The following is a 25,353-nucleotide window of genomic DNA, read 5'->3' on the forward strand; positions in this document are numbered from 1 at the left end:
CTCTTAAGTGAACGGCATTAAGGCTTTGTAAGGGCTCTTTTTTTTCTTTTTTCTGGCGTTCGAAAACGTGCTCAACCCTTTGTTTGTCTCACTTTTTTGTCTTGTTAGGTTTTGCCTATCAATAAAATTGTTGAAATCCATTTAGTAAAATCAAGATTTTAGACAACAATTAACTTAACAAGATAGAAAATATATGACGCAAAGTATTTAGGGAGAACGCAATGCATTCTATTAAAGTGAAAGATTACATGACGCAGCAGGTTGTGACATTTACTCCTGATATGCCGTTAAGTCTAGCGTTAGACAAAGTGATGCGTAGCCACCATATGGGTGGGCCCGTAATCGATGATAACGAACAAGTGATTGGCTTCCTTTCAGAGCAGGATTTACTCGAGAAACTTGTGAAGGTCAGTTACTTCTGCCAAGACACACACCTTGTGGGTGACTGTATGTACCAAGAAGTGCTGTCGGTGTCACCTGACTTATCCATTATTGAATTGGCGGACATGATGCAGGTTGGAAAACCTAAAGCATACCCTGTGATCGATAATCGAAAACTGGTGGGTATTATCACCAGAACTGATGTTTTGAGAGCAATTGGCAAGAACTTGGAAGAATGCTTCAAACATCAGGTATAGTACCGTGTTAAGAACGATTATTTTTCTCAATACTCTCAATTGAAAAAAGGCGCACTAGCGCCTTTTTTCTGTATAGCGCTTTTCTTGGTCGATCCTTTCTTTTTGGATCCCTAGCCAGTTGAACAGTTGAACAGTTGAACAGCTGATTAGGCTTTAGCTCTTGGGTATTCCAACTTTTGGAGGTTTCATGTCAAATCAAACGGCAAAGTTTGTTGAAGGTTCAACGATGCGCCACATATTGGTGATGTCGGGGGCTGGCTCTGTCGGTTTGATGGCGTTATTTGTGGTCGATCTGCTCGACATGCTGTTTATCAGTATGCTCGGACAGGTTGAATTGGCTGCTGCGGTAGGCTTTGCAGGTACGCTGACTTTCTTTTCTACCTCCGTTTCTATCGGTACTTCCATTGCCATGGGCGCATTAGTGTCCAAAGCCATCGGCTCCAAGAATCAAGAGCACGCTCGAAACCTAAGCACCAGTATCATGCTGACTGCGTTTGTTATCAGTTCAACCATAACTGCAATCATGTTCGCTTATATTCCAGAGCTGCTAGCCGCGATAGGCGCCAAAGGCATTGCAGCCGAACGCGCTCAAGCTTACCTACAGATTTTGCTACCTAGTGGTCCATTTTTGGCGTTAGCGATGGCAGCGGGTGCGGGCTTAAGAGCGGCAGGTGATGCTAAGCGTTCGATGTGGGCAACTTTGTCTGGCGGCATTGTTAACGCGATTCTCGATCCTCTGTTTATTTTTGGTTTTGGTTGGAACATCGAAGGGGCGGCTATCGCTTCGGTTGTCGCTCGTTTCTCGGTGCTATTCTTTTCGCTTTATCCTCTTATTCGCAGCCATCAGCTGGTAGCTCCGCCTTCTTTTGTGCAATGGCGCATTAATATTCGACCAATATTGGCGATTGCGCTGCCTGCGATTATCACCAATACCGCAACGCCTATCGGTAATGCGATTGTAACAACGGGTATCGCACAATATGGTGAGGATTTTGTCGCGGGCTTTGCCGTGATAGGTCGTCTGACGCCAGTTTGTTTTGCGGTTATCTTTGCCTTGTCTGGCGCTGTGGGGCCAATCATTGGTCAGAACTTTGGTGCTGAACGCATGGACCGAGTGAAGGAAACACTCAATAACTCATTGCTGGTTACTACGGCATACACTATCGCTGTTTGTATTCTGTTGTACTTCGTTCAAGGTTATGTCATTCAAGGTTTTAGTCTACAAGGTGATGCAGCAATCATTGTGGCAGCTTTCTGTACCTATGTGGCGTTAACCTTCACCTTTAACGGTGCGCTATTTGTTGCCAACACCTCTTTTAATAACTTAGGCAAACCGCTTTATTCGACAGCATTGAATTTGGGCAAAGCCACGTTAGGTACTCTGCCGTTCGTCTATCTAGGTTCGGAGTGGTATGGCGCTTTGGGTGTTCTTTATGGTCAAGCTTTGGGTAATGTTCTGTTCGGGATTTTAGGTATCTTGGTGCTTCGACATCATATCGCTGAACTGATGCAAGGATCTCAAGTTGATCCAGTGGAAGACGATGTGTCGATTGTCAGCCTAAACACACAGCCATTCTGTTCACACGATGCGGTGCTTATTGATGATGTATCGGCGAACCGTGAAGAGTGTGCGGAGCTTAAATCTCAGTAAGCCATCGGCGCTGGCATAATATTTTTGTTTTCTTGAAAACTTCTTCTTGACCTTGGAGTAGCCTCCAAGGTTTATACTTTTGATGAACTTAAGGTTCTGTTGCTCGTGAGTTAGCAACAACCTCAAGGCTTTTGAGTATTAAGGAGATACATTATGTGCGCAAAACATGCAGCGTGCCGCTCAGCAAAAGTGGACGTTCAACCTCAAGCGGCAGGAGCAAGTTGCTCTAGCCCTAAAATTTCAAGCATCACAGCAGCAGGTACTTCATCTGGTTGTTGTAGCTCTTCTGCTACTTCGTCATCGTCTGGAGATGATTGTTGTAGTTCGTCGGACAGTGGAGAAGAAGACAGTCAGTCCTCAACTTTATCTCTCGACGCCAAATTTTCGAAAAGTTGGCTGGTTGCCGGAATGGACTGCCCAGCTTGTGCAAGAAAAATAGAAAGCGCGATCAGCAATATTGACGGTGTTATTCAAGCGAAGGTTCTCTTTGCTACCGAAAAGCTGGTTGTGAAATTCGATAATCAAAGCCTTGCTGACACCATTGAACAGGTCTCTATCAAAACGGGTTTCCCTCTTACGGAAGTCGGTTCAAAGAAAGAAAAACAACAACCTGAGACTTTTTGGCAAGCTTATATCCAACCTAATTTACAGATTATCGCGATTGCAGCGGCAATGCTGTTTGCGGCGCTTCTGAAAAGTACCTCTCCTCAATTAAGCGAAGGCTTGTTTACGGTAACTTGTCTGCTTGGTTTATATCCGGTGGCGAAGAAAGCGGTTCAGCTGGCGCGTTCAGGTACACCGTTTGCTATTGAAACCTTAATGAGTGTTGCCGCGCTGGGTGCTTTGTACCTTGGCGAAACTGCGGAAGCAGCGATGGTTCTATTGTTGTTCTTGATTGGTGAGCGCTTAGAAGCGTTTGCTTCATCAAGAGCAAGAAGTGGCGTTCAAGCGCTAATGGCATTGGTACCAGAAAACGCGACTAAGATCATCAACGGCGAGCGTGTAGAAGTAGCAGTCAGTGAACTGGTTCCAGGTGATGTGATTGAAGTGGCCGCGGGCTCTCGTTTACCTGCTGACGGCCAATTGATTACAGACGCGGCAAGCTTTGATGAAAGTGCGTTAACCGGTGAATCTGTTCCTGTTGAACACATCGAAGGCAATAGCATCATGGCTGGCGCTGTGGTGGTCGATAAAGTGGTTCGTATCACCATCACTTCAAAACAGGGTGAGAACGCGATCGATCGCATTCTTCATCTGATTGAAGAAGCAGAGTCTCGTAAAGCACCACTAGAGCGATTCCTCGATAAGTTCAGCCGTTGGTACACACCGTTAATGATGGTAGTGGCTCTGTTGGTCATCATCACACCACCATTGTTGTTTGCGCAGCCATGGGAAACATGGGTTTACCGTGGCCTAGCGCTATTGTTGATTGCTTGTCCGTGTGCCTTGGTTATCTCGACTCCTGCAGCGATTACCTCTGGCTTAGCAGCAGCAGCGAAACGTGGCGCGCTCATTAAAGGCGGCGCAGCGCTAGAGCAGCTTGGTAAAATCCAAACCATCGCCTTCGATAAGACAGGCACACTGACCGAAGGTAAGCCTCAGGTTACGGATATTCAACCTCTATCGGGGTGGCAACAAGACGCGATGCTGCGTGTGGTTGGGGCGATTGAAGTTGGCTCTACTCACCCGTTGGCGCAGTCACTTGTCGCTAAAGTAAAAGACCTGAATATTGAGATTCCTGAATCACACAACAAGAAAGCGTTGATTGGTAGTGGTGTTGAAGGGGATGTTGATGGTGTTAAGTATCAGGTTCTGTCACCGTCTAAAGTCACGTTCGAACTTGGTGCCGATGTGGTTTCTCAGGTAGAAGCATTAGAAGGTGAGGGCAAGACGGTTGTGGTTGCTCTTGAGGTTAAAGATCAAGAAGAATCAACAGAGCAAGCTACGACGGTGATTGGTCTGATTGCTTGGCAAGATACGTTACGCAGTGACGCTAAGCTTGCGATTGAACGACTTAATGAATTAGGTATTCAATCTATCATGTTGACCGGCGATAATCCGCGCAGTGCAGCAGCGATCAGTAGCAAGATTGGTATGCAGTACAAGGCAAGCCTATTGCCAAGCGACAAGGTATCCTACGTTGAGGAGTTATCTCAACAGTCGCACGTGGCGATGGTCGGTGATGGCATTAATGATGCACCAGCAATGAAAACGGCGAATGTCGGCATCGCAATGGGTGGTGGTACGGATGTCGCTTTGGAAACGGCGGATTCAGCACTGACTCATAACCGTTTAACTGAGCTGCCAGCGATGATTGAACTGTCGCAAGCGACCATGAACAACATCCGTCAAAACGTAGCCCTTGCGCTTGGTTTGAAGGTCGTATTCTTGGTGACAAGCTTGTTAGGTATTACCGGTTTGTGGGTGGCAGTTTTAGCGGATAGTGGTGCAACTGCATTGGTGACATTGAACGCATTGCGTCTGCTTCGATTTAAATCTAAAGCGGACTAAATCGAGCTCACCGACATAGAGCATTCTTAATATAAAAGCGCCTTTAGCGGTAATACGTTAAAGGCGCTTTTTGTCTCATTAATATGCAACATAGGCGTGCGGATTGCTTATTTTTGCGATGCCAATCGGTTTTTTGTGAAACTTGAATTATTGTTGCGATCATTCATGTGACATGTGTCACTTCATTTTGTAATGAGCTTGGTTAGAGTGTGTTCGTACCCCACGAATTTACTATGAGCTTAAATAAGGGTAAAAAGCCCAATAAGCCAAAAGGAGCGAACTATGTCTCAAGCTGTTTTCCACTTAGGTGTTACTGAAGCAGATCTTAACGGTGCTACTCTTGCGATCATCCCTGGTGATCCTGCTCGTGTGCAAAAAATTGCAGAAGAGATGGAGAACCCAGTATTCCTTGCTAGTCACCGTGAATACACGCTTTACCGCGCAGAGCTAGACGGCAAACCAGTTGTTGTATGTTCAACAGGTATTGGTGGTCCATCGACTTCTATCGCAGTTGAAGAGCTTGCTCAACTTGGTGTTCGCACTTTCCTACGTGTTGGTACGACTGGTGCTATCCAACCTCACGTAAACGTGGGTGACATGATTGTTTCTACAGGTTCTGTTCGTCTAGACGGCGCTAGCCTACACTTTGCTCCTATGGAGTTCCCAGCAGTGGCTGACTTTGAAGTTGCAACAGCAATGAAAGCGGCAGTTGATGAATCAGGTGCAACAGTTCACATGGGCGTAACGGCATCAAGCGATACGTTCTACCCAGGTCAAGAGCGTTACGACACGTTCTCTGGTCGCGTTGTTAAGCGCTTCCAAGGCTCTATGCAAGAATGGCAAGACATGGGCGTTCTAAACTTCGAGATGGAATCTGCAACACTGCTAACTATGTGTGCAAGTTCTGGTCTGAAAGCAGGTTGTGTTGCTGGTGTAATCATCAACCGTACTCAAAAAGAGACGCCTGATCACGACACTCTAAAAGTAACAGAAGCACGTTCAATCAAAGTGGTTGTAGAAGCCGCTCGTAAAATGCTTTAAGTCTTAAAGTGCTCTGAGTTTTAGAGAGCATTAAGTCTTCAAGTGACATTAAATTTTGAAAATGGCCGCATCGTATGATGCGGCCATTTTTTTGTGCCGTCTGAAAGTAATCAATAGAGAAAACAGACAACAAAAAAGGCGAGTGACTTAATCGTCATTCGCCTTTTTAACAATCTGCTTAAGAGCATTGAGCTCTCATGAGCTTATTGGTTTTTAGTACTCTAGATCTTCACTGCCACCCGCAGCTGTAAACCATGCCGTTAGGTGTGTTTTAAGATCTTTCAATTCGTCAGGGCCAATCAATGCAAGGCCAAGATCTTCAGCTCGTGTGATGTCGTTATGGCGAAGAGGGCGGAAGCTCACTAACATTGCACGTGCTTGTAGGCCACCTAGCAGGTCTCTAAGCGATTCCAGTTTGTACAAGGTGTCATCACCATCATCACGCATGCCTTTGGTCTTACATTCGATGATGTGCAGCTTATTGTTCACCACAGAGGCAACATCAAGCTCGTTACGAACCTCACGTTCACCCAGTTGACGGTATACCTGAACATTCAAAGAACGGTCTTGAATGGTCGGCATGTCATCTTGGATCTGCTTAACTGTGCTGTGAACCAATGTTTCAAGCCATTCACCGTTTGAGAAGCGGCGCGCGTCTTCGTTGGCAAAGGTCAAAATACCATTGTCGTAAGTCGCAATTTTAGCTTCAACCAAATCGCTCAGCAGCATGTTGAGCTCGCGATAGCCTTGTTGCTTCTCAGATAGGCCTACATCAAGTTTTTGTTCTTTACGGCAGGTCGTTGCTAGGTAGTTCAATGTCGCAAGGCCAGGGCCTAGTTCGAGTGCGTTACTTGCCCAACGTTCACCCAGTTCATAAAGTTTCTGATCCAGTTGCGGAGACAGCTGAACATCGCTGAATTCACCGCGAGCACCGAACACAGTTAGGTAGTCGTCGATAGTGATGCGGTCTTGAACTTGTGCGTCTTCTTTACCATTAGGGTACAACCAGCAAAGCTTGTCGCTATTTGGTTCAACCACGAAGATTGGCCAGTGGTAAGTACGGAATACTTCGTACACAGAAAGTAGGCGGTGACGGAGGCCACAACTTGCGTTGAGCTTCACTTCTTGACCGCGTGCTTTGAGGTCTTCGGCAAGGGTTTGGATAGATTCTTTAATGACAGATGTATTTACGATGGTCGGAATTTCGAAAAACTCACTCGTAATGTCGCGCTTGTGCAAAACGCTGTCTAAACGTTTGTACATACTGACTTGATTTTTGTCACCGATAAACACGATGTGAGTGCTGACCGTTCGGTTATCAAGTAATGGGGTGAGCAAGCGAATGGGGTCTTGATCGATAATGCCAACATGAACAGCCATATAAATTCCTTAATAGCGGCTCGCTCATAAAGGTGAAAGAAAAAACGGGAAGCAGCAAGCCTTAATAATCATATAATGACAAAGCTCATAAAAAACAAGGGCAACCCTTGATAAAAGTTGCCCTAGCTCAATTAGTCACCACTATTGGGTAAGAAGTCTCAACAATCTCACTAAATATCTATCGATTCTTCACTTATCTATAGTTTGAATTGATGTACTAAATCACCTTGCTGATTCGCCAAAATTGTTAGGTTTTGGCTTGCCTCCGCAATTGAAGACATCGCTTGGTAACTCTTATCTGCGATGTGGTTGATGTCTTCGATGTTGCGTGCAATATCACCAGACGTTTCACTCTGCTCAGCGGCTGCTTGAGAGATGTGTGTACTCATGTGGCTGATCTCTAGAATCAAGGCTTGGATCTCTTCCATCGCACTGTTTGCACTTGAAGCTTGTTGAACCGACATGTCCATATCGCTCATACAGCTTTCAATTACGTTACTTGCAGTTTTCGAGCTTGATTGCAGATTGCTGATCATAGTCTCGATTTCAGAGGTTGATTGAGTGGTCTTCTGTGCTAGCACTCGTACTTCATCGGCAACGACTGCAAAACCACGACCTTGTTCACCTGCACGCGCTGCTTCGATTGCCGCATTAAGTGCAAGTAGGTTGGTCTGTTCAGCAATACCACGAATAACGTCAAGGATTGAACCAATCTGGCTACTCATCTGTTGTAGCTCGCCTACAGCGCCCACTGATTCAGTAAGGCGAACTTCAAGCTGATTAATGGTGCTGATGTTGGTGTTCATGATCTGACGACCAGACTCAGAAGCCGATTCTACTTGTTGAACCATGGTGAGTGAGCTTTGCGCGCTGTTCGCCACTTCTTGTACAGAATGAGACATCTCTGTCATTGCGGTCGCAACAGTCGCGGTTTGCTCACGTTGGCTGTTCAATTGAGCCTGCGTTTCAGATGACGTCTTCTGGTTGACGCTTGCAGTCTTAGTTAAGTCATCTGAAGCATCATTCAACTTCACAAGGATATTGTGCAGGTTGTCAGCCAAGGTGTTGATGTGACGGCTCACGCGGCTGAATTCGTTGTCGTAGCGAATATCGATACGCTGAGTCATATCACCTTCAGTTAGACCTTCTAATGTACCGAGGATGCGAGTTAATGGCTCTCGTACGCTGTGTGCAATGTGGTAACCAATCGCAGCAGCGAACACAGTCACAACAATGCCAATGGCAATCGCGTTGAATAGGCCTTTGTCGTAGATGCTGCTTGCGTCAGCGAGTGATGAGTTAAGTTGCTCTTCAGCGGTCACGTTGAATGAGTCCAAAACAGCCATCGCTTGGTCAACTTCTAGAGCTAGGTTAGCGATGTTCACGTACAACGCTTGTTTGGCTTGTAGGTAGTTGTTGTGTTTGTCTAGTACGCCACCTTTCTGACCAACGTCTTTGGTGAACTTCTGAACCGACTCATCGAAGACATTTTTAAGTGCTGGTAGTTGTGTTGATAGACCTCGATAAGCGTAGTTAAGATGAGTAACGGCCTTTTTGTTTTGGTTAAGGGCTTTTTGAACGAAGGCAACATCAGAGCTAGCAAGTGCATCAGAGGTAATAACTTCTGCGTCTTGCAGTTTGATGAAGTAGCTCTTTGCCATCACTTTTACAGAGATGCTTTTTTGGTCGGCAACGTACTCTTTCATACCAACGGTTAATTCTGAATGTAAGCGTTGGAAGTCACGAGACGCTTTTTGTACTTGTTCTTGTGTTTCGAACATCGCGACGTAGTTGTTCATCGCTTCGTCAGCTTCGGCGAAGTAGCGTTCTTCCATTGCTCTTAATTGCGCGATACGTTCAACAAGTGAAGCATTGTTTTGGCTTGCCGCTTCTAAACTACCGAGAACTTCTGAAAACGAGTTTTGTGATGCAGCAAATTCTGTACGCATTGCAGACATGCGTTCAGCGTTTTGTGTGGTTAAGAAATCTTTGAATGACTTATCAGCAGAAAGCAATTGAACACTCGTTTGATTTGAAAGCGCGACAAGTGGTAATGAGGTTTCTGAGACACTCTCAAAATTGCTGTGTATCTGATTCATGCTGTTCATCATGATGGTTATCGTGACTGCGAACATGATGATGATCAGTGCGAAACCAGCGTACATACGCTTGATCACAGATCCCTTCATGGCTTTCTCCCTAAATAAAAATGCAGACCTAATGTCAGGTCAAAGTAAAACTAACAAAATTATCAGCATTCTATTGAGCTCGGCTTACGCATTTTATGACGCACACGTCAAAAATAGCGCTCAGTTATAACCAACATGCCATTCTTGAGAGCTAAGGCTCGTTTTCTTTGATTTGAACGGTGTTTTTTATTATGCTTTAAAGCAGATTTATTGTGGTTTGATGCGGCATAGCGCATACTCAAAGCATTAAAAAATAAATGTTTTATCGGAGAGAAACATGGCTGAAGAAACCATTTTTACTAAGATCATCAACAAAGAAATCCCAGCAGATCTACTATACCAAGACGATTTAGTAACCGCATTTCGCGATATTAACCCTCGCGCGCCAAGCCATATCCTAATCATCCCAAACAAGCTGATTCCGACAACTAACGATGTTGAAGTCCAAGATGAAGCGATGATGGGGCGCATGTTTACTGTTGCTCGCAAGTTAGCAAAAGAAGAGGGCATTGCAGAAGATGGCTATCGTCTTATCGTGAACTGTAACTCTCACGGTGGCCAAGAGGTTTATCATATTCACATGCACTTGGTTGGCGGCCGTCCACTTGGCCCCCTATTAATGAGCTAATAAAAAGTTAATGAGCTAATGAAAAGCTAACGAGTTAATGAAAGCTAATGAGCTAGTTTAAACGCGCTCATTAGTGGGTTAACACAAGTAGTTAGTTGGAAAATTTGTAGTTTGTATGCCAACTTTAAGTTCTATCTGTTGTCTGAACATCGGCATCGCCTAGGCAGAGGCTAAATCAGTAGGGTTTCAACTGGCTTGAGATCCTTTTTACAACGCGTTTCGTTTTGATAATGAGACCATTAAAGGTCAGCAGACCCTAATAAAGTAGGCATTTTAAACATGCACGGAGACGATAAGTGAAGCAACAGTTTAGATTCGCTTCCATTGCCCTGTTATCGGCGTTGACCGTAGGTTGTGCGAGTATGTCTGCAGGAAGCCTGTTCAGTCATTACAGCGCACAAAACAAAGCGATCTACCAAGCCGTTAAATCTGGAGATTATTCAGAGGCTCAGCAAGAGCTACCAGATTACGCGGCAGGCGACATCCTTGATAACTTTGAAAGAGGCAGAATTAATCTGCTGGATCAAAAATACCCTGAGAGTAAGGCTTCGTTTGAAGTGGCTGATCAGGCGGTTACTGAGCAGCAACGCAAAGCCGTGATCTCAATCTCAGACAGTGCAACCAGTGTGGGTGCGTTAGCTGTGAATGACAATATTACCGAGTATGTGCCAGCCGATTACGAGTTGGGCTTTCTTCATCTGTATCTCGGTTTAAATTACCTCAAGAAAAACGATTTAGAAGGTGCGGTGATCGAAATGCGTCGCGCCAACCAAGTTCAAGAACAAGCGAAGAAGCAACGCGAGGCTGAGTTAGACAAAGCAGCCAGCGATGCGAAGAAGCAAGGCTTGTCTGCCAATGTGGGTAGCATCCTTGCCAATTACCCTGATGCGGGTAAGAAACTGCAGTCAGTACAGAATGCGTATCTGATGTTCTTGTCTGGTTTGCTTTATGAAGCGTCAAATGATTTAAACAGCGCCTACGTTGACTATCGTCGTGCTTTGGCTGTGATGCCAGATAACCAAGAAATCATCGATAGAACCATGGCAACAGCCGCTCGTTTAGGGATGCGACAAGATTTAGCAACATTAGAAAAACGCTATAAGCAATCTTCTAAACTTAGTGCAGGTGAAGGGCGAGTGATTGTTCTTCAAGAGCAGAGCGCTGTGCAAGCTATGGACAGTTGGCGACTGGATTTGCCTGTTTATGACAGTCGCGATCAGGGGGCAATATACTCTCTTGCGCTGCCATATTACCCAAGTCAAAACGTAGAGCGTTTTTCTGCCTTGCGAATCAGCGGACAGCCGCTACAAGAACATTTGATCACTGATGTAAACGCGATGGCGCAGAACGATCTATCGGAACGTATGACAAGCATTGTTATTCGCCAAGCGCTACGTGTAGTCGCGAAAGATCGCATTCGAAAAGAAGCAACCAAAGGCGATGATGTCGGTAATATTCTGTTCAACGTGTGGAACACACTGACAGAGCAACCAGACACTCGCAGTTGGCAATCATTACCTGCAGAGATTAAGAGCAGTACGTTTGTAGCAAATAACGGTCAATATACGTTAGAAGCGGGCGCTAAAACGTATGACTTTGATATTCGAGAAGGGCAGACCACCTTGGTTTGGATTTCTCGACAAGGGAATAACGCAACAATGTGGCATAAACAGCTAGGGAGGCTGTAATGAAAAAGTGGTTAGTGAGCTTAGCAGCGGTTATGGCTCTAGCTGGTTGTGCTGATAATACAGCTGGCGTAAGGGTCGATAGTCTGACTCAGAACGTTTTCTTTGGTGACAAGGTATTGGGTAGCCGTTTACAGGTTGAAGATATCCGCACCGATCTAGTCGACGGTCATACGCGAGGAATCGTTCGTTTAAACAGTAACTATAAAGGCGACCAACATATCCTTTATCGTTTTTACTGGTACGACGATGCCGGGCTTGAGGTCAACCTAAAACAAGGCCCTTGGAAACAAGCAATTGTTCGTGGCTTTGAAAGTCTTTCGTTGTCGGAAGTGTCGGTAAACCCGAAGGCAACTCAGTTCCGAGTTCAGTTCCGAGAGCAGTAAGCTCGATTAGAATATATTTAGTGACAACTGGCTTTAGTTAACATCGACTAGAGTTTCAGAAAGCGGATTCATTGATTCGCACAGACAAGAATTTAAGAGTGTGGGTAACCCCACTCAGTGATAAGTTGAGGAAACAAAATGAAAAAGAGTGTCATTGCGCTACTAGGTTTAGCGGTTATTTTAGGCGGTTGTTCGAACAAGGTAAGCTACGGTGATGCACAAGCAGTAGAAACCACGACAATCGATTTCGGTTCAACTGACCTTCAAACGATTGCGGGTGAAATGGTCGATAGCATGATGGCTTCTGGTTCAGTGTCTTACATTACTCGTGAACAGCGTCCAATCGTGTTCGTTGAGCGAATCAAGAACAAAACAAGTGAGCACATCGATACTGAGTCAATCACTGACACAATCAGTACTAAAATGCTGAACTCTGGTAAGTTCCGTTTCGTTGATATGGACCGTGTAGAGTCTGTTCGTGACCAACTGAACTTCCAAAACAATGATGAGCTAGTAAACCAAAGCTCAGCAATCCAGTTCGGTAAAATGGTTGGTGCTCAGTACATGTTGTACGGCAACCTATCAAGCATCGTTAAGAAAGCAGGTAGCGACGAAGACGTGTACTACAAAATGACGATGCGTCTGATGGACCTTGAGTCTGGCTTGATCGAGTGGGCTGACGAGACTGAAATCCGTAAGCAGCAATCTAAGAGCCTACTAGGTCTTTAATTTCGCTTAACTGCCAACTATGACACTTACTATTGAAAGTGAATAGATTGGTCACACGCCAATGCAGTACATAATGTGCTGTTAATGCAAAGACACTGGCTTTTGGTCAGTGTCTTTTTTGTAGGGAAACAAAGACGTTTATAGGGCAGTTAAGACGTTTATAGGGAGTAAATATGGCAATTTTTTCTTGGTCTGAGGCTAAGCTTCTTGATACCAGTTTGAGTTCGCTTGACGGTTACTTTTCTGAGCCTCCAGTTAGAGCACAGACATTAACAGGCGGTTTGACCAATCGATGTTGGAAGTTGGTCGATGCCGATGGTACTGCGTATGTTTGGCGGCCAACCACACCTATCACCAAAGCGTTCTTCATTTCTCGCCATGAAGAGTACCAAGTGCTGTCTGCCATTGAGCGACTCGGTATCGGGCCAAGCCCAATGGTAGTGAATGAGCAGGGGTTACTGGTTGAGTGGATTGCGGGTGAGACACTTTACGAAGATCTAGAACTCGATGACCTGTTGAAAACGCTGATCTCTGTTCATCTGGTTAATACTGCGCGATTACCACTGCAACCATTCAGTTTCACGGCGCGAGTCGACCATTACTGGCTGCAGCTTGATGCGATTCATAAGACCGAAGCCTGCACTAAGATTTATCAAGAGTGGCGCGTGGCTCCGAGTATTACCAATGTTGACCTGTCTTTGTGCCATTTTGACTTAGGTGGTTATAACCTAGTGAGAAACAGTGACTGCATTAAGATTATTGATTGGGAATACGCTGCGCTCGCAGACCCTAGGCTCGATTTGACATTAACCATTGCGGTTGCTGGCGCGCCAGTCACAGAAGCGGTTGAGAAGTACTGTCAGCTGCGAGGAATCCATGATGTTCAGCCTTGGCTTGATGGTGTAGAAGCATGGTTACCAAGAAGCCAGATGATGGCGATGCTATGGTATTTACTTGCTCATCAGCTTTGGGGCGATGAAAGTTATCTGCGTGAAGCGGAGGCTCTGAGTCACACTTTATGTAGCTAGGATCACGTTTAGGAAGTGAAAAATATAATTTCTCAGCTGTTACCTTTAAAACCTTGTTTTTCGTGTTAGATTGATCAAAACGTACCAATATTCAACGGGGGAGGTACAATGATTATCTATCTACATGGCTTCGACTCAACAAGCCCGGGCAATCACGAAAAAATACTGCAGTTGCAATTCATTGATGATGACGTTCGTTTCATCAACTACAGTACTTTGCATCCAAAACACGATATGCAGCATCTGCTAAAAGAAGTGCATAAGGTGATAGAGCAATCCGATGATCCGCATCCCATTATTTGTGGTGTAGGTTTAGGTGGTTTTTGGTCTGAGCGTATTGGTTTCTTATGTGGGATTAAGCAGGTGGTGTTCAACCCTAATCTGCACCCTGAGAACAACATGGTAGGTCGAATTGACCGTCCAGAAGAGTACGAAGACATCGCAACTAAATGTGTTGCTCAGTACCGTATGAAAAACAAAGGACGCTGTTTAGTGGTGCTTTCTCGTGAAGATGAAATTCACGACAATACCAAAACAGCTGCCGCGCTAGAAGATTACTACGATGTAATCTGGGATGAGAAAGAGAGTCATAAATTCAAAAAGATCTCTCAACATCTTCAAGCAATGAAAGCGTTCAAAAACGCTTAATCAATCCAGATGTTTTATAAAAGCAGTGCTCAATGAGTGCTGCTTTTTCACATCTGAATCTTAGAGATTGGTATTGATAAAGTAGTTGTATATGTTTTATCGGTCGGTTTGTGCATTTATAGATCAGTTTGCTCAAACGTTAACTAATTAGTCGCGAATCCTCATTGAGGGTAAGGATTTTTTTGTTGCGGTCATCTTTTTGCTATATATAATGTTCCCAAGCAAAATATTTTGACAAATATCAAAAAAAATTGAGAGCGAGTGAAAAAACTTGCCCATAATTTGTGTTCTGCCTCTCAGGTAGTCACCTTTTATATCCACGTGAGCAAAGCAACAAACCATTATTTGTTGTTTGTAACCCCTCTAACTACTCGGTGAGCTGTCGTTATTCTTTTTCGCGGTAACCCAATTTGTAACAGCCTTCGCATTCAAGGCCGAGTAGATACATAGAATTTATCGGTTGGAGTAATCGAGCCGAACCCCATTTATTCATTTTGTAGAGGATTGTCATTGTGACAAAAATTATCGTAGTAGGCGGCGGTGCTGGTGGTTTAGAACTAGCCACTAAGCTAGGCCGCACTTTAGGTCGTAAGAAACGTGCCCAGATTACTCTGGTAGACCGTAAAGCAAGCCACCTATGGAAACCATTACTTCATGAAGTAGCAACGGGCTCACTGGATGAAGGTGTTGATGCATTAAGCTACCGTGCGCACGCAAAAAACCATTACTTCGATTTCCAAATGGGCAGCCTGAACGACATCGATCGTGAGCGTAAAGTGATTGCACTAAGCGAGCTTACAGACGAGCACGGTGAACTGCTGATGCCAAGCCGTGAACTTGAATACGATATTCTAGTGATGGCGCTAGGCTCAACGTCAAACGACTTCAACACTCCAGGCGTTCGTGACAACTGTATTTTCCTTGATAGCCCAGAGCAAGCACACCGTTTCCGTACAGAAATGAACAATCAGTTCTTAAAGCTTCACGCTAAGAACGGTCAAGGCACGGTAGACATCGCGATTGTTGGTGCTGGTGCAACTGGTGTAGAGCTTTCTGCAGAGCTACACAACGCAGTTAAAGAACTTCGTACTTACGGCTTCGGCGACCTAGATTCAAGCAAGCTGAACGTAAACCTAGTTGAAGCGGGTGAGCGTATTCTTCCAGCTCTACCTCCTCGTATTTCAAGTGCAGCACACTCTGAGCTAACCAAGCTTGGTGTGAACGTTCGTACGAATACGATGGTGACTCAGGCGGATTCTGACGGCCTAACAACCAAAGATGGTGACAAGATCCCAGCTCAAATCATGGTATGGGCAGCAGGTATCAAAGCACCAGATTTCATGAAAGATATCGGTGGTCTTGAAACCAACCGTATCAACCAGTTGGTTGTGAAGAACACGCTGCAAACAACACTGGATGACAACATCTTTGCAATCGGTGACTTGGCGCAATGTACACAAGCAGACGGTTCATTCGTTCCGCCACGTGCACAAGCGGCTCACCAAATGGCAAGCTGTGCATTCAGCAACATCATTGCTAAGTTGAACGGTCGTGACCTGAAAGACTACATCTACAAAGACAAAGGCTCGCTAGTTTCACTTAGCCGTTTCTCTACGGTAGGTAGTTTGATGGGTAACCTGACGAAAGGCTCGATGATGGTCGAAGGTCGTATTGCTCGTGTGGTTTACATCTCTTTGTACCGCATGCACCAGATGGCGCTTCACGGCTTAATCAAAACATCACTGATGATGCTGGTTGGTCGTATTAACCGTGTACTTCGTCCAAACCTAAAGCTTCACTAATCAGGTAAGCCTTCTCAGAGCATTACGCTGATAATAAAAAAGAGCTCTTCGGAGCTCTTTTTTGATCGTGTCGATTATGGATTATCGCAGGTGTTGAACTCATTTCTGCTGTTAAGACGTTGGAGGTAGCACAGAATAAACCACGCCATCTTTCGGCTTACCGTTAAACAGAAATCGATTCTGGGCAATGGTTTCTCGCTCAGCGCCACACTTCTCGATCAACTTTTGGCTGGGTAGGTTCTCGGTATCGCAGACAATTTCCAAACGCGTTAACTTGAGTTGCGCGAAACAAAATTCAAATAGGGCGAACATCGCTTCTTTGGCGATCCCTCTCCTTTGAAAGTCATCACCGACCCAATAACCTAAACTCGCCATATTAAAGGTGTGGTAAAGCTCATTAATGGCAACCATGCCGACTAACTTATCGCTTTTTCGTTCAAAGATGCCAAAGCCAAACGCATCGGCTTTCACCCAGTTCAGGCGAGTTGCCAGAATAAATTTCTCGGCCTCGACGATAGAAAACTCTTTATGACACCAGTCGACCCATGGCAGCAAGCTAGGGGAGGACTTAACCAGCTGAGAAAATTCTTGAGCATCTGAGGCCTCAATGATTTTAAGGCTAAGATTTTGTGTGTTGATCTGAAATTCAGGGCTCATAGAGCGTACCAAGTAACGTGTAAGTACTGAGCAAAGAGAGTCAGTACAGAATAAAGATAGATAGCACTTAATAAAACGCCCTCACTAGGAGGGCGGATTGAATTATTTATATAATTATAGCCGAATCGGCAAGTAATTTACTGCGCTACACGTCTAACTTGAATCACCATTCCAAGAAGTGGGTGGTCAAGGTAATGAGTTTCTGTACTGCGCATACGACGTTTTTGGTCCATGCGGTAGCTCTTAAGGAACTCTTGGACTTCAACCGTCGGAGAAATTTCAGTTAGATTGCCCACCTGGACGTTGCTTTCTGCGCCACTTACTGGTGAATCTAGCTCAATTTGTTGCTCTTGTAGAGTCACTTCACGAACGCTTGGCGCTTTTAAATCTAATGTCGTTTCAGCGTATAGGTAGTGCTGAACGTAGATTTGCAGCTTGCCGTCTAATTCGTAGAGTGGCTTATCAATGGTCTCTTCTTGGAACCCATCAGCGCTGCCTGCAGTGATTGCGCCTTTTTCAGAGCCATCAGCATTAAATTGTTTAGAGAAATCTTTACCTGCTTGAATGTGGAAAACAGGTGCAGAGCTCTTACCTTGGTCGCCTTGACGCCAAGCGGTATGCATCAGAACTTCAAAGCCAGCGTGTTTACGTAGCTTGTCTTTTTGAGGCGTTAACTTATATTCCGAGTAAGGAAGCATTTGAACGCCTTTCTTTGCTCGGTATTGGGTATCTTGAAATGAACCAACACGCTCAAGTGAAATCTTAGGCTGTGTATTTGGCCAAGATTCGTTCACCTTCTCTGCATCAACAGCGCGCTTAAAAATGATCACTTCTATATCAAATTGTCTCTGCGCCAAACTTGGCAGTGAGACGAACAATAGTAGCAGTGGGATCAGTCTTTTCATTTTTACTCCGTCTTCCAGCCGAACTACCGGCTGGATAATTTATATGTGCAAGTGGATTGGGTCTTATGCTGAAGGCAGCAAGTTTTGTCTGAATTCGCCCAATAAATCACTAACAAATTGAATTCGTTTCCGTCTGTCGACCAATGGTATCGTAAACTTGAACTTTGTTGGTCCTTCCATTGAAAACTTTTGCGGTTGAGATTGCAACAGTTTAACAAGGTAGGTCGGGTTTATGTCAGCATCCGGGTAGAATTCTAAGAATCCACCCTTATCGTGGGCTTCAATTTTCTTCGCTTTGATAGACGCTGCGGCTAATTTTAGCTCAGAAACTGATAACAAGTTCTTGGTTGCATCAGGCAGAAGGCCGAAGCGATCAATCAGCTCGACTTTCAACTCTGCCAATTCGTCGGAGTCACTCACACTCGCAATACGCTTATAGGTAGACAAACGTGTATTGATGTCTGGGATGTAGTCATCTGGTAATAGTGCTGGCAAACGCATCTCAATTTCAGTTTGTTCACGCAGTAGGTCATCAAGCGATGGCTCTCGACCTTCCTTCAATGCTTCAACCGCTTGTTCAAGCATCTCCATGTACAAGGTGAAACCAACTGACTGGATTTGACCACTCTGTTCATCACCTAACAGCTCACCCGCACCACGAATCTCTAAATCGTGAGTTGCTAAGGTAAAGCCTGCGCCCAAGTCTTCGAGCGAAGCAATCGCATCCAATCGCTTGATCGCATCTTTGGTCATTGCTTTAGGGTGTGGCGTTAACAAGTAAGCATAAGCTTGGTGGTGCGAACGACCTACACGACCACGTAATTGGTGCAGCTGTGCTAAACCAAGGTTATCGGCTCTGTCCATCAAGATGGTATTTGCCGTTGGTACGTCGATACCGGTTTCAATGATGGTTGTACACACCAGTAAGTTGAAGCGCTGGTGGTAGAAGTCATTCATGATGCGTTCCAGTTCGCGCTCTCGCATCTGGCCATGAGCTACAGTCACGCGCGCCTCTGGAATCAGCTTTTGCAATGACTCTGCTGTTTTCTCAATCGTGTCGACTTGGTTGTGTAGGAAGTAAACCTGGCCACCACGCATGATTTCACGCAGCACCGCTTCTCTGACGATGGCATCATCACTCTCGCGAACGAAGGTTTTAATTGCCAAGCGTCGTGCGGGTGGTGTAGCGATGATCGAAAGGTCACGCATGCCACTCATTGCCATGTTCAGCGTTCGCGGGATCGGTGTCGCAGTAAGCGTTAGAATATCGACATCCGCACGCATCGCTTTCACTTTCTCTTTCTGACGCACACCAAATCGGTGTTCTTCATCGACAACCAGCAAGCCAAGGTCTTTAAACTTAATATCACTCGAAAGTAGCTTGTGAGTACCCACTAAGATATCGACCTTACCGTCGGCGACATCTTGCATGATCAACTTCTGCTCTTTAGCTGATTTGAATCGGGATAGAACCTCAACACGAATCGGCAAGTTGGCGAAACGGTCACGGAAGTTCTCGAAGTGTTGCTGAGCAAGTAGGGTAGTAGGAACTAACACGGCTACTTGTTTGCTGTTGTCGGTACAAACGAATGCTGCGCGCATCGCGACTTCGGTTTTACCAAAGCCAACATCACCACACACTAAACGGTCCATGGCTTTGGCTTGGCACATATCCGACATAACAGCATTGATGGCCATTGCTTGGTCATCCGTTTCTTCAAACGGGAAGCCAGACTTGAAGGTCGCGTATTGGCCACGGTCGAGTACAAACTTGTAGCCAGGTTTTAGTTCACGTTTAGCGTAAACATCAAGCAGTTCGGCTGCAACGTCACGGACTTTCTCTGCGGCGCGCTTACGAGCTTTCTGCCATGCTTCGCCACCGAGTTTATGCAGTGGTGCAGAATCTTCAGCGCCGCCAGAGTAGCGCCCGATTAAGTTCAGAGAAGCAACAGGTACGTAGAGCTTGGCATCATTTTGATACTCAAGCGTTACGTATTCTGTTTTCATACCACCCGCTTCAAGTGTTTGCAGGCCGATGTAACGACCAATACCGTGGTCAATATGAACAACAGGTTGACCCGGTTTAAGTTCGGCTAAGTGACGAATTACAGTGTCGCTGTTAACGCTTTTCTTGTCTTTCTTACGACGTTGTACAACGCGATCACCTAACAGGTCGCTTTCACAGACAAGGGCGATGTTTTGCTCTTCGTGGATAAAGCCATGCTCAGCAGAACCTAGGACCAGGGTGAACTTATCTTTATCTTTAATCGCTGCGTCGAGGTTTTCAACTTCGCTTGGACGAACTTTGATGCCTCGAAGCAATTCACTCAGTGCTTCACGGCGGCCTTCAGATTCAACCGAAAAGACTACTTTGCCATCGAAGGCTTCAGTGAACTTTCTTAGGTTAGACAAAGGTTCTTTATTCTGATGTTGAACGCTGAGATCAGGCAGAGACACAACCGGAAGATTGGTACGTCCGGCTTTTTCTTCAATTGAATCTAAGCTCAGATTGACCTGTGGTTTTTGTTTGAAATGTGCGAACAGTTCGTCTTTTTGTAGCCAAAGTTGTTCAGGTTTCAGCAGTGGTCGTAACGGGTCAACACCGCGCTGTTCGTATCGATGAGCAACGTCCGTTAGGAATGAGTCTACTGCAGTCTCGACATCACCTAGAATCAGCAGTTGCGCTTCATCGGCAACGTAATCAAACAAGGTTTCTGTGTGATCGAAGAACAGCGGTTGCCAGTACTCGATACCAGCAGGCCAAGTACCCTTAGAAACCTGCATATAAACCGATTCTGGTTCGCGGCGCGCATCAAACTGTTGGCGCCAACGAATACGGAAATCTTCAATCGCTGTTTCCGAGGTCGGGAATTCGTGAGCAGGCAGCAGGCGGATCTCAGAGATGTCTTCGATAGAACGCTGGTTTTCAGGATCGAAAGTACGAATAGTGTCGATTTCGTCATCGAAAAAATCGATTCGATACGGGTCTTTACTGCCCATTGGGAACAGATCGAGAATAGAGCCACGGCTTGCGTATTCACCGGGGCCAAACACTTGGTCAACGTAACGATAGCCTGACTTTTCAAGCTGTAGACGCAGTTTCTCTAAAGAGTAGAGATCGCTCGTTTTCACCATTAACGTGTGTTGTAGCAAAAAGTCACGCGGTGACTGGCGTTGCAATAACGTGCTGATCGGAACGATCGTGATGCCATCTTTTAGTGTTGGCAGTGCGTAAAGGCGTGCGATACGATCTGAGATGATCTCTTGGTGCGGCGAGAAGCTATCGTATGGCAGCGTTTCCCAGTCAGGGAATAATGCGACTTCATGTGCCGTAAACTGTTCAATTTCAGATTGAAGCTTAAGCGCCACTTGTGGGTCGGGTACAGCCAAGACGGTATGGCTGTTGTGTTGCTCTGCGAGTTTGGCAATGGCAAGAGCGAGAGACGAACCGACTAGGTTACCGATGTGCTTTTTGTCACCGGCACCTTTAAGTTTAGGTAGTGTAAATATGGATTTTTTGGTCATGTTAATTTACTTGTTATCTCGGTCTAGAGAGCGTTGACGCAAGAGTTTCTGTTGTTGATAAAGTGCCGCTTTAATTAGCAGGTCTTGGTCGGTATCGCGAAGATGAGCGTATTTAAATTTGATTTCGAAACCTGAGTCTTTCGCCTCGCTAGCAAATACTTCTGCGTAGCAATAAATGGCTGCAGCTGGGTGCTCTAGAAAAAGTTTGGCTTTTACTAAGCGACCCGGTTCGATGTCTGCTTTTGAAAAGCAGGAAAACTGACTCGCACCAAATGAATAGGTGTGAGTGCGAAATTTCTCATCATCTTGCTGCGATAACATAAAGCTCAACAAGAGGTTTAATTTTGAGTTTTGTGCATCCAATAAACTGGTGACATTCTTCAAGTCGCTGTTTTTCAGTTCCGCTCGAGCGCTGTCAGCTAACAGATCCAATTGGCTAAATTCACTTGCCACCACAAATGGTGCTGGGATCTCAGATTCGAATTGAATTTGAGAAGGTAAAGTGAAGCCGCTGTCCATTGGTTCAATATTAGCGGTAAGGCTATGGTGAACGGTGAAAAACTCTTGTTCTGTCATGCGTTAGTTCCTTGAAGTGATCTATTGATTATCGCTATGTGGCCGCAGTAATCAAGGTCAGTTAATTGAAACTATCAAATAGTTGTTTGAAATTTGGTGTTTTGACAGGGTTCTGTTTTTCAGGCCTAACTAATTGAGTTAATTCACTCTATATTTTCAATTACCCCCTACACAGTAACAGCAATACCCGTTACATTAACCCGCATCCCTTTTTGATGGTTCAAAGTATGTTTCATCCTATTTCAATGTTTGTTGGCCTGCGTTATTTGAAAGGCCGTTCAGGTGATCGCTTTAGCCGTTTTGTTTCTTACATGTCGACGGCAGGTATCACCATTGGTGTGCTGTCTTTGATTACTGTTTTATCGGTAATGAATGGATTCGAAGCGCAATTAAAAGACCGAATTCTCGGCGTTCTTCCTCAGGCTGTGGTTTATGAACAAGGAGGCACGACCTCACTTTCTGAAAAAGCCCCAAGCTTCGCAGAACAAATTTCGCTTAATGGTCATGTTGAACCGATTGTTCGCAGTGAGGCAGTGATTCAGAGCCCTGCTCAGCTTTTTGCTGGCCTTTTGATTGGCATCCAACCCAATTCTGATGATCCACTTCAAGACCACTTAATCGCGGGTCGCTTGTCTTCACTTCAAGCTGGGCAATATCAGCTGTTTCTTGGTCATACTCTGGCGAGAAACCTAAAAGTATCGATGGGCGACAAAGTTCGTCTAATGGTGACCAGCGCGAGTCAATACACACCATTGGGGCGTATTCCTAGCCAACGTAATTTCACCGTAGCTGGTATCTTTAATACGGGCTCGGATATTGATGCCCAACTTATGGTGACGGATATCCAAGATGCTGGGCGTTTGATGCGTTATAAGTCAGACACCATTTCAGGTTGGCGACTGTTTTTTGAAGACCCGTTTGAAGTCGCAGAGTTATCAACTCAGCCATTACCGGAAGGTTGGTTGTGGAGCGACTGGCGAGACCAACGAGGTGAGCTATTCCAAGCCGTTCGTATGGAAAAAAACATGATGGGTTTAATGCTTGGGCTTATCATCGGTGTTGCTGCTTTCAATATTATCTCAGCACTTATCATGGTGGTGATGGAGAAGCAGTCTGAAGTCGCGATTCTTAAGACCCAAGGCATGACTGATGGTCAAGTCATGGGGATCTTCATGGTTCAAGGCGCAAGTAGTGGCGTGATTGGTGCGCTCTCTGGTGGTGTGTTAGGCGTTGCTCTAGCGATGAACCTTAATACTATTTTAGAGGCGATGGGCGTTGCTCTATTCTCCTTTGGTGGACAGTTGCCAATTCTGATTAACCCAATTCAAATCGCTGTTGTTGTGGTTTTGGCTATTGCACTTAGCCTGATTGCCACTGTATTCCCTTCTTATCGTGCATCGTCTGTGAAACCTGCTGAGGCCCTTCGTTATGAGTAATTTTCTTCAATGTAATGATATCCGTAAAACGTACCGTGAAGGCTCGTTAGATACTGAGGTGCTCAAGGGAGTCAGCTTTGAAATCGAAAAGGGTGAGCTAGTAGCAATCATCGGTACCTCTGGGTCGGGTAAAAGTACCTTACTGCATATCTTAGGCGCATTAGACGATGCTTCTGCGGGCAGTGTGAGTTTTCTTGGTCAAGATTTAGCATCTTTGAGTTCGAATAAGCAGGCGAAGCTTCGCAACCAGCATCTTGGCTTTGTGTATCAGTTCCATCATCTTCTATCTGACTTTTCAGCTTTAGAAAACGTGGCGATGCCGTTATTGATTGGCGGCGAAAAGCCCGCTAAAGCAAAGCAAGAAGCACAACGTTTGTTGGACAAAGTTGGATTGAGTCACCGCGTGGACCACCGACCTTCAGAGCTTTCTGGTGGCGAGAGGCAACGTGTGGCGATTGCTCGTGCATTGGTGAATAAGCCTGCGCTAGTGTTGGCGGATGAACCAACCGGTAACCTTGACCATAACACCGCACTGTCTATTTACGACTTAATGCGTGAACTGAACCGTGAATACGATACTGCCTTTTTGGTCGTGACTCACGATGGTGAACTTGCCGGTAAGATGGATCGCCAACTTCACATGCAAGATGGTTTACTGGTCAACGTAGAAAAAGAGGAGAGCTAAGTGTTTTCCTCTTTATCTCTATTGATAGGCGGCCGATTTAGCCGTGCGAAACAACGAGACAAGATGGTGTCGTTCATCTCATTGTCTTCGACGATTGGTATTGCGGTTGGTGTCGCGGTGATCATTATCGGCTTATCTGCGATGAATGGCTTTGAGCGAGAGCTTCAATCACGAGTACTTTCTGTCATTCCTCATGGTGAATTTGAAGGCGTGAATGAGCCTGTGACTCGTTGGGAGCACGTGATTGAGGAGTCGGTTAAGCACGATAAAGTCGTTGCTGCTGCGCCTTATGTGAAAATTACTGCGCTTGCTGAAAAGGGCAAAGAACTCAAAGCAATTGAAGTTCGCGGCGTTGATCCGCAGCTAGAACAACAGGTATCAAGCCTATCGAGTTTTATCGATAAGCAAGCTTGGAGCGAGTTTAAGGCAGGGCAACAACAGATCATTTTGGGTTCTGGTGTAGCGAATGTGCTGGGTGCGAAAGTCGGTGATTATCTGACTTTGATGATTCCGACGGTAAACGGTTCTGTGAAGGTTCAGGCACCAAAACGTGTTCGAGTGAAAGTGGTTGGCTTGCTGACGCTTAATGGTCAGATAGATCACAGTTTGGCGCTAATCCCGATTGGTGATGCTCAGGTCTACGCAAACTTAGGTGAGGCGGTAACTGGGGTTTCTTTGAAAGTGACCGATGTGCTGAACGCGAACTCTATTGTGCGTGAAGTGGGCAATCAGCTTGATGTGTATGTGTATCTACGAAGCTGGCAGCAGAAGTTTGGTTTCTTGTATCGAGATATCCAACTCGTTCGTACCATCATGTATCTGGTGATGGTACTGGTTATTGGTGTGGCTTGTTTCAATATTGTCTCGACGCTAATGATGGCAGTAAAAGACAGAGCATCAGAGATCGCGATTTTAAGAACCATGGGTGCATCAGACGGCCTTGTGAAGCGCATCTTTGTTTGGCAGGGCGTATTCTCAGGCGTGTTAGGCAGTTTAGTGGGCAGTGCAATAGGTGTGCTAGTCGCTCTTAATCTCACGACACTAATCAAAGGACTTGAAAAGTTGGTCGATCACCAGTTCTTGTCCGGTGATATCTATTTTGTCGACTTCTTGCCATCACAACTTGATATGACGGATGTTGTTGTGGTTTCCGGCACTGCGATTGTGCTGAGTTTACTGGCGACATGGTACCCAGCATCACGCGCGGCGAAGTTGAATCCAGCCTCAGTGCTGAGTTCTAAATAGCATTCGCC

General features: G+C 45.5%; 20 protein-coding genes. 14 read left to right on the forward strand and 6 right to left on the reverse strand.

The window, feature by feature from the left end; genetic code table 11:
* The first annotated feature begins 221 nt into the window (after positions 1-221).
* From AB4351_RS15460 to udp, 4 genes are all read left to right on the forward strand, one after another.
* The gene (locus AB4351_RS15460) at positions 222-638 is read left to right on the forward strand and encodes a CBS domain-containing protein (RefSeq protein WP_017060213.1); all 417 of its coding nucleotides are present in this window, start codon (positions 222-224) and stop codon (positions 636-638) included.
* Between the two features lie 187 nt (positions 639-825).
* A complete protein-coding gene (locus tag AB4351_RS15465; RefSeq protein ID WP_371724662.1) occupies positions 826-2,289 on the forward strand; it encodes an MATE family efflux transporter in 1,464 nt (487 codons plus the stop codon).
* Between the two features lie 153 nt (positions 2,290-2,442).
* Entirely contained in the window at positions 2,443-4,800 is a 2,358-nt protein-coding gene (locus AB4351_RS15470; RefSeq protein WP_372126480.1) for a zinc/cadmium/mercury/lead-transporting ATPase, read from the forward strand.
* Between the two features lie 282 nt (positions 4,801-5,082).
* On the forward strand, positions 5,083-5,841 hold the full coding sequence (gene udp, locus AB4351_RS15475) for a uridine phosphorylase (RefSeq protein WP_017065292.1): 759 nt from the start codon (positions 5,083-5,085) through the stop codon (positions 5,839-5,841).
* Positions 5,842-6,054: 213 nt separating this feature from the next.
* Here the strand turns inward: udp and AB4351_RS15480 are convergent, their stop codons facing one another.
* Both AB4351_RS15480 and AB4351_RS15485 read right to left on the reverse strand, forming a co-directional pair.
* Positions 6,055-7,221, reverse strand: a complete 1,167-nt coding sequence (locus AB4351_RS15480) for a DUF1887 family protein (RefSeq protein ID WP_017065293.1) — start codon at positions 7,219-7,221, stop codon at positions 6,055-6,057.
* 197 nt (positions 7,222-7,418) lie between these two features.
* Complete coding sequence (locus tag AB4351_RS15485) at positions 7,419-9,410, reverse strand: methyl-accepting chemotaxis protein (RefSeq protein WP_372126482.1); 1,992 nt, start codon at positions 9,408-9,410, stop codon at positions 7,419-7,421.
* Between the two features lie 277 nt (positions 9,411-9,687).
* Here AB4351_RS15485 and hinT point away from each other — a divergent pair, with 277 nt between their 5' ends.
* From hinT to AB4351_RS15520, 7 genes are all read left to right on the forward strand, one after another.
* The gene (gene hinT, locus AB4351_RS15490) at positions 9,688-10,038 is read left to right on the forward strand and encodes a purine nucleoside phosphoramidase (RefSeq protein ID WP_017060220.1); all 351 of its coding nucleotides are present in this window, start codon (positions 9,688-9,690) and stop codon (positions 10,036-10,038) included.
* A 296-nt stretch (positions 10,039-10,334) separates the two neighbouring features.
* Positions 10,335-11,726: a COG3014 family protein gene (locus AB4351_RS15495; RefSeq protein ID WP_372126484.1), complete on the forward strand. Its 1,392-nt coding sequence runs from the start codon at positions 10,335-10,337 to the stop codon at positions 11,724-11,726.
* Entirely contained in the window at positions 11,726-12,109 is a 384-nt protein-coding gene (locus AB4351_RS15500) for a YcfL family protein (RefSeq protein ID WP_017632173.1), read from the forward strand. The genes AB4351_RS15495 and AB4351_RS15500 overlap by 1 nt, the downstream gene beginning before the upstream one ends.
* Before the next feature lie 138 nt (positions 12,110-12,247).
* Positions 12,248-12,838, forward strand: a complete 591-nt coding sequence (gene lpoB, locus AB4351_RS15505) for a penicillin-binding protein activator LpoB (RefSeq protein ID WP_017060223.1) — start codon at positions 12,248-12,250, stop codon at positions 12,836-12,838.
* A gap of 173 nt (positions 12,839-13,011) precedes the next feature.
* On the forward strand, positions 13,012-13,866 hold the full coding sequence (locus tag AB4351_RS15510) for a phosphotransferase (protein ID WP_017060224.1): 855 nt from the start codon (positions 13,012-13,014) through the stop codon (positions 13,864-13,866).
* 108 nt (positions 13,867-13,974) lie between these two features.
* Positions 13,975-14,514: an alpha/beta hydrolase YcfP gene (ycfP, locus tag AB4351_RS15515; protein ID WP_009847155.1), complete on the forward strand. Its 540-nt coding sequence runs from the start codon at positions 13,975-13,977 to the stop codon at positions 14,512-14,514.
* 512 nt (positions 14,515-15,026) lie between these two features.
* Positions 15,027-16,316, forward strand: coding sequence for an NAD(P)/FAD-dependent oxidoreductase (locus tag AB4351_RS15520; protein WP_009847154.1), 1,290 nt, complete (start codon positions 15,027-15,029; stop codon positions 16,314-16,316).
* Positions 16,317-16,427: 111 nt separating this feature from the next.
* Here the strand turns inward: AB4351_RS15520 and AB4351_RS15525 are convergent, their stop codons facing one another.
* The 4 genes from AB4351_RS15525 to AB4351_RS15540 all read right to left on the reverse strand — a co-directional run bounded on the left by AB4351_RS15525 (position 16,428) and on the right by AB4351_RS15540 (position 21,979).
* Positions 16,428-16,973 (reverse strand): GNAT family N-acetyltransferase, encoded by a 546-nt coding sequence (locus tag AB4351_RS15525; RefSeq protein ID WP_017060225.1) that lies wholly within the window; start codon positions 16,971-16,973, stop codon positions 16,428-16,430.
* Between the two features lie 137 nt (positions 16,974-17,110).
* A complete protein-coding gene (locus AB4351_RS15530) occupies positions 17,111-17,878 on the reverse strand; it encodes a peptidoglycan binding protein CsiV (protein WP_017065298.1) in 768 nt (255 codons plus the stop codon).
* Between the two features lie 63 nt (positions 17,879-17,941).
* A complete protein-coding gene (gene mfd, locus AB4351_RS15535; protein ID WP_372126486.1) occupies positions 17,942-21,403 on the reverse strand; it encodes a transcription-repair coupling factor in 3,462 nt (1,153 codons plus the stop codon).
* A 6-nt stretch (positions 21,404-21,409) separates the two neighbouring features.
* The gene (locus AB4351_RS15540) at positions 21,410-21,979 is read right to left on the reverse strand and encodes a hypothetical protein (protein WP_017065300.1); all 570 of its coding nucleotides are present in this window, start codon (positions 21,977-21,979) and stop codon (positions 21,410-21,412) included.
* Between the two features lie 227 nt (positions 21,980-22,206).
* Between AB4351_RS15540 and lolC the strand changes: the two genes are divergently transcribed.
* From lolC to lolE, 3 genes are read left to right on the forward strand one after another with little or no spacing between them, the layout of a single operon-like run.
* Positions 22,207-23,415 carry a lipoprotein-releasing ABC transporter permease subunit LolC gene (gene lolC / locus AB4351_RS15545; RefSeq protein WP_372126488.1) on the forward strand — a complete coding sequence of 403 codons (1,209 nt, stop codon included), beginning with the start codon at positions 22,207-22,209 and terminating at the stop codon, positions 23,413-23,415.
* Complete coding sequence (gene lolD, locus AB4351_RS15550) at positions 23,408-24,100, forward strand: lipoprotein-releasing ABC transporter ATP-binding protein LolD (protein WP_048614550.1); 693 nt, start codon at positions 23,408-23,410, stop codon at positions 24,098-24,100. Before lolC ends, lolD begins: the two co-directional genes overlap by 8 nt.
* A complete protein-coding gene (lolE, locus tag AB4351_RS15555; RefSeq protein ID WP_017072111.1) occupies positions 24,101-25,345 on the forward strand; it encodes a lipoprotein-releasing ABC transporter permease subunit LolE in 1,245 nt (414 codons plus the stop codon). It abuts the gene before it with no gap.
* Positions 25,346-25,353: the final 8 nt, after the last annotated feature.

Origin of the sequence: Vibrio sp. 10N.261.51.F11, assembly GCF_041471665.1 — a bacterium.
GTDB classification, from domain to species: Bacteria; Pseudomonadota; Gammaproteobacteria; order Enterobacterales; family Vibrionaceae; genus Vibrio; species Vibrio crassostreae_C.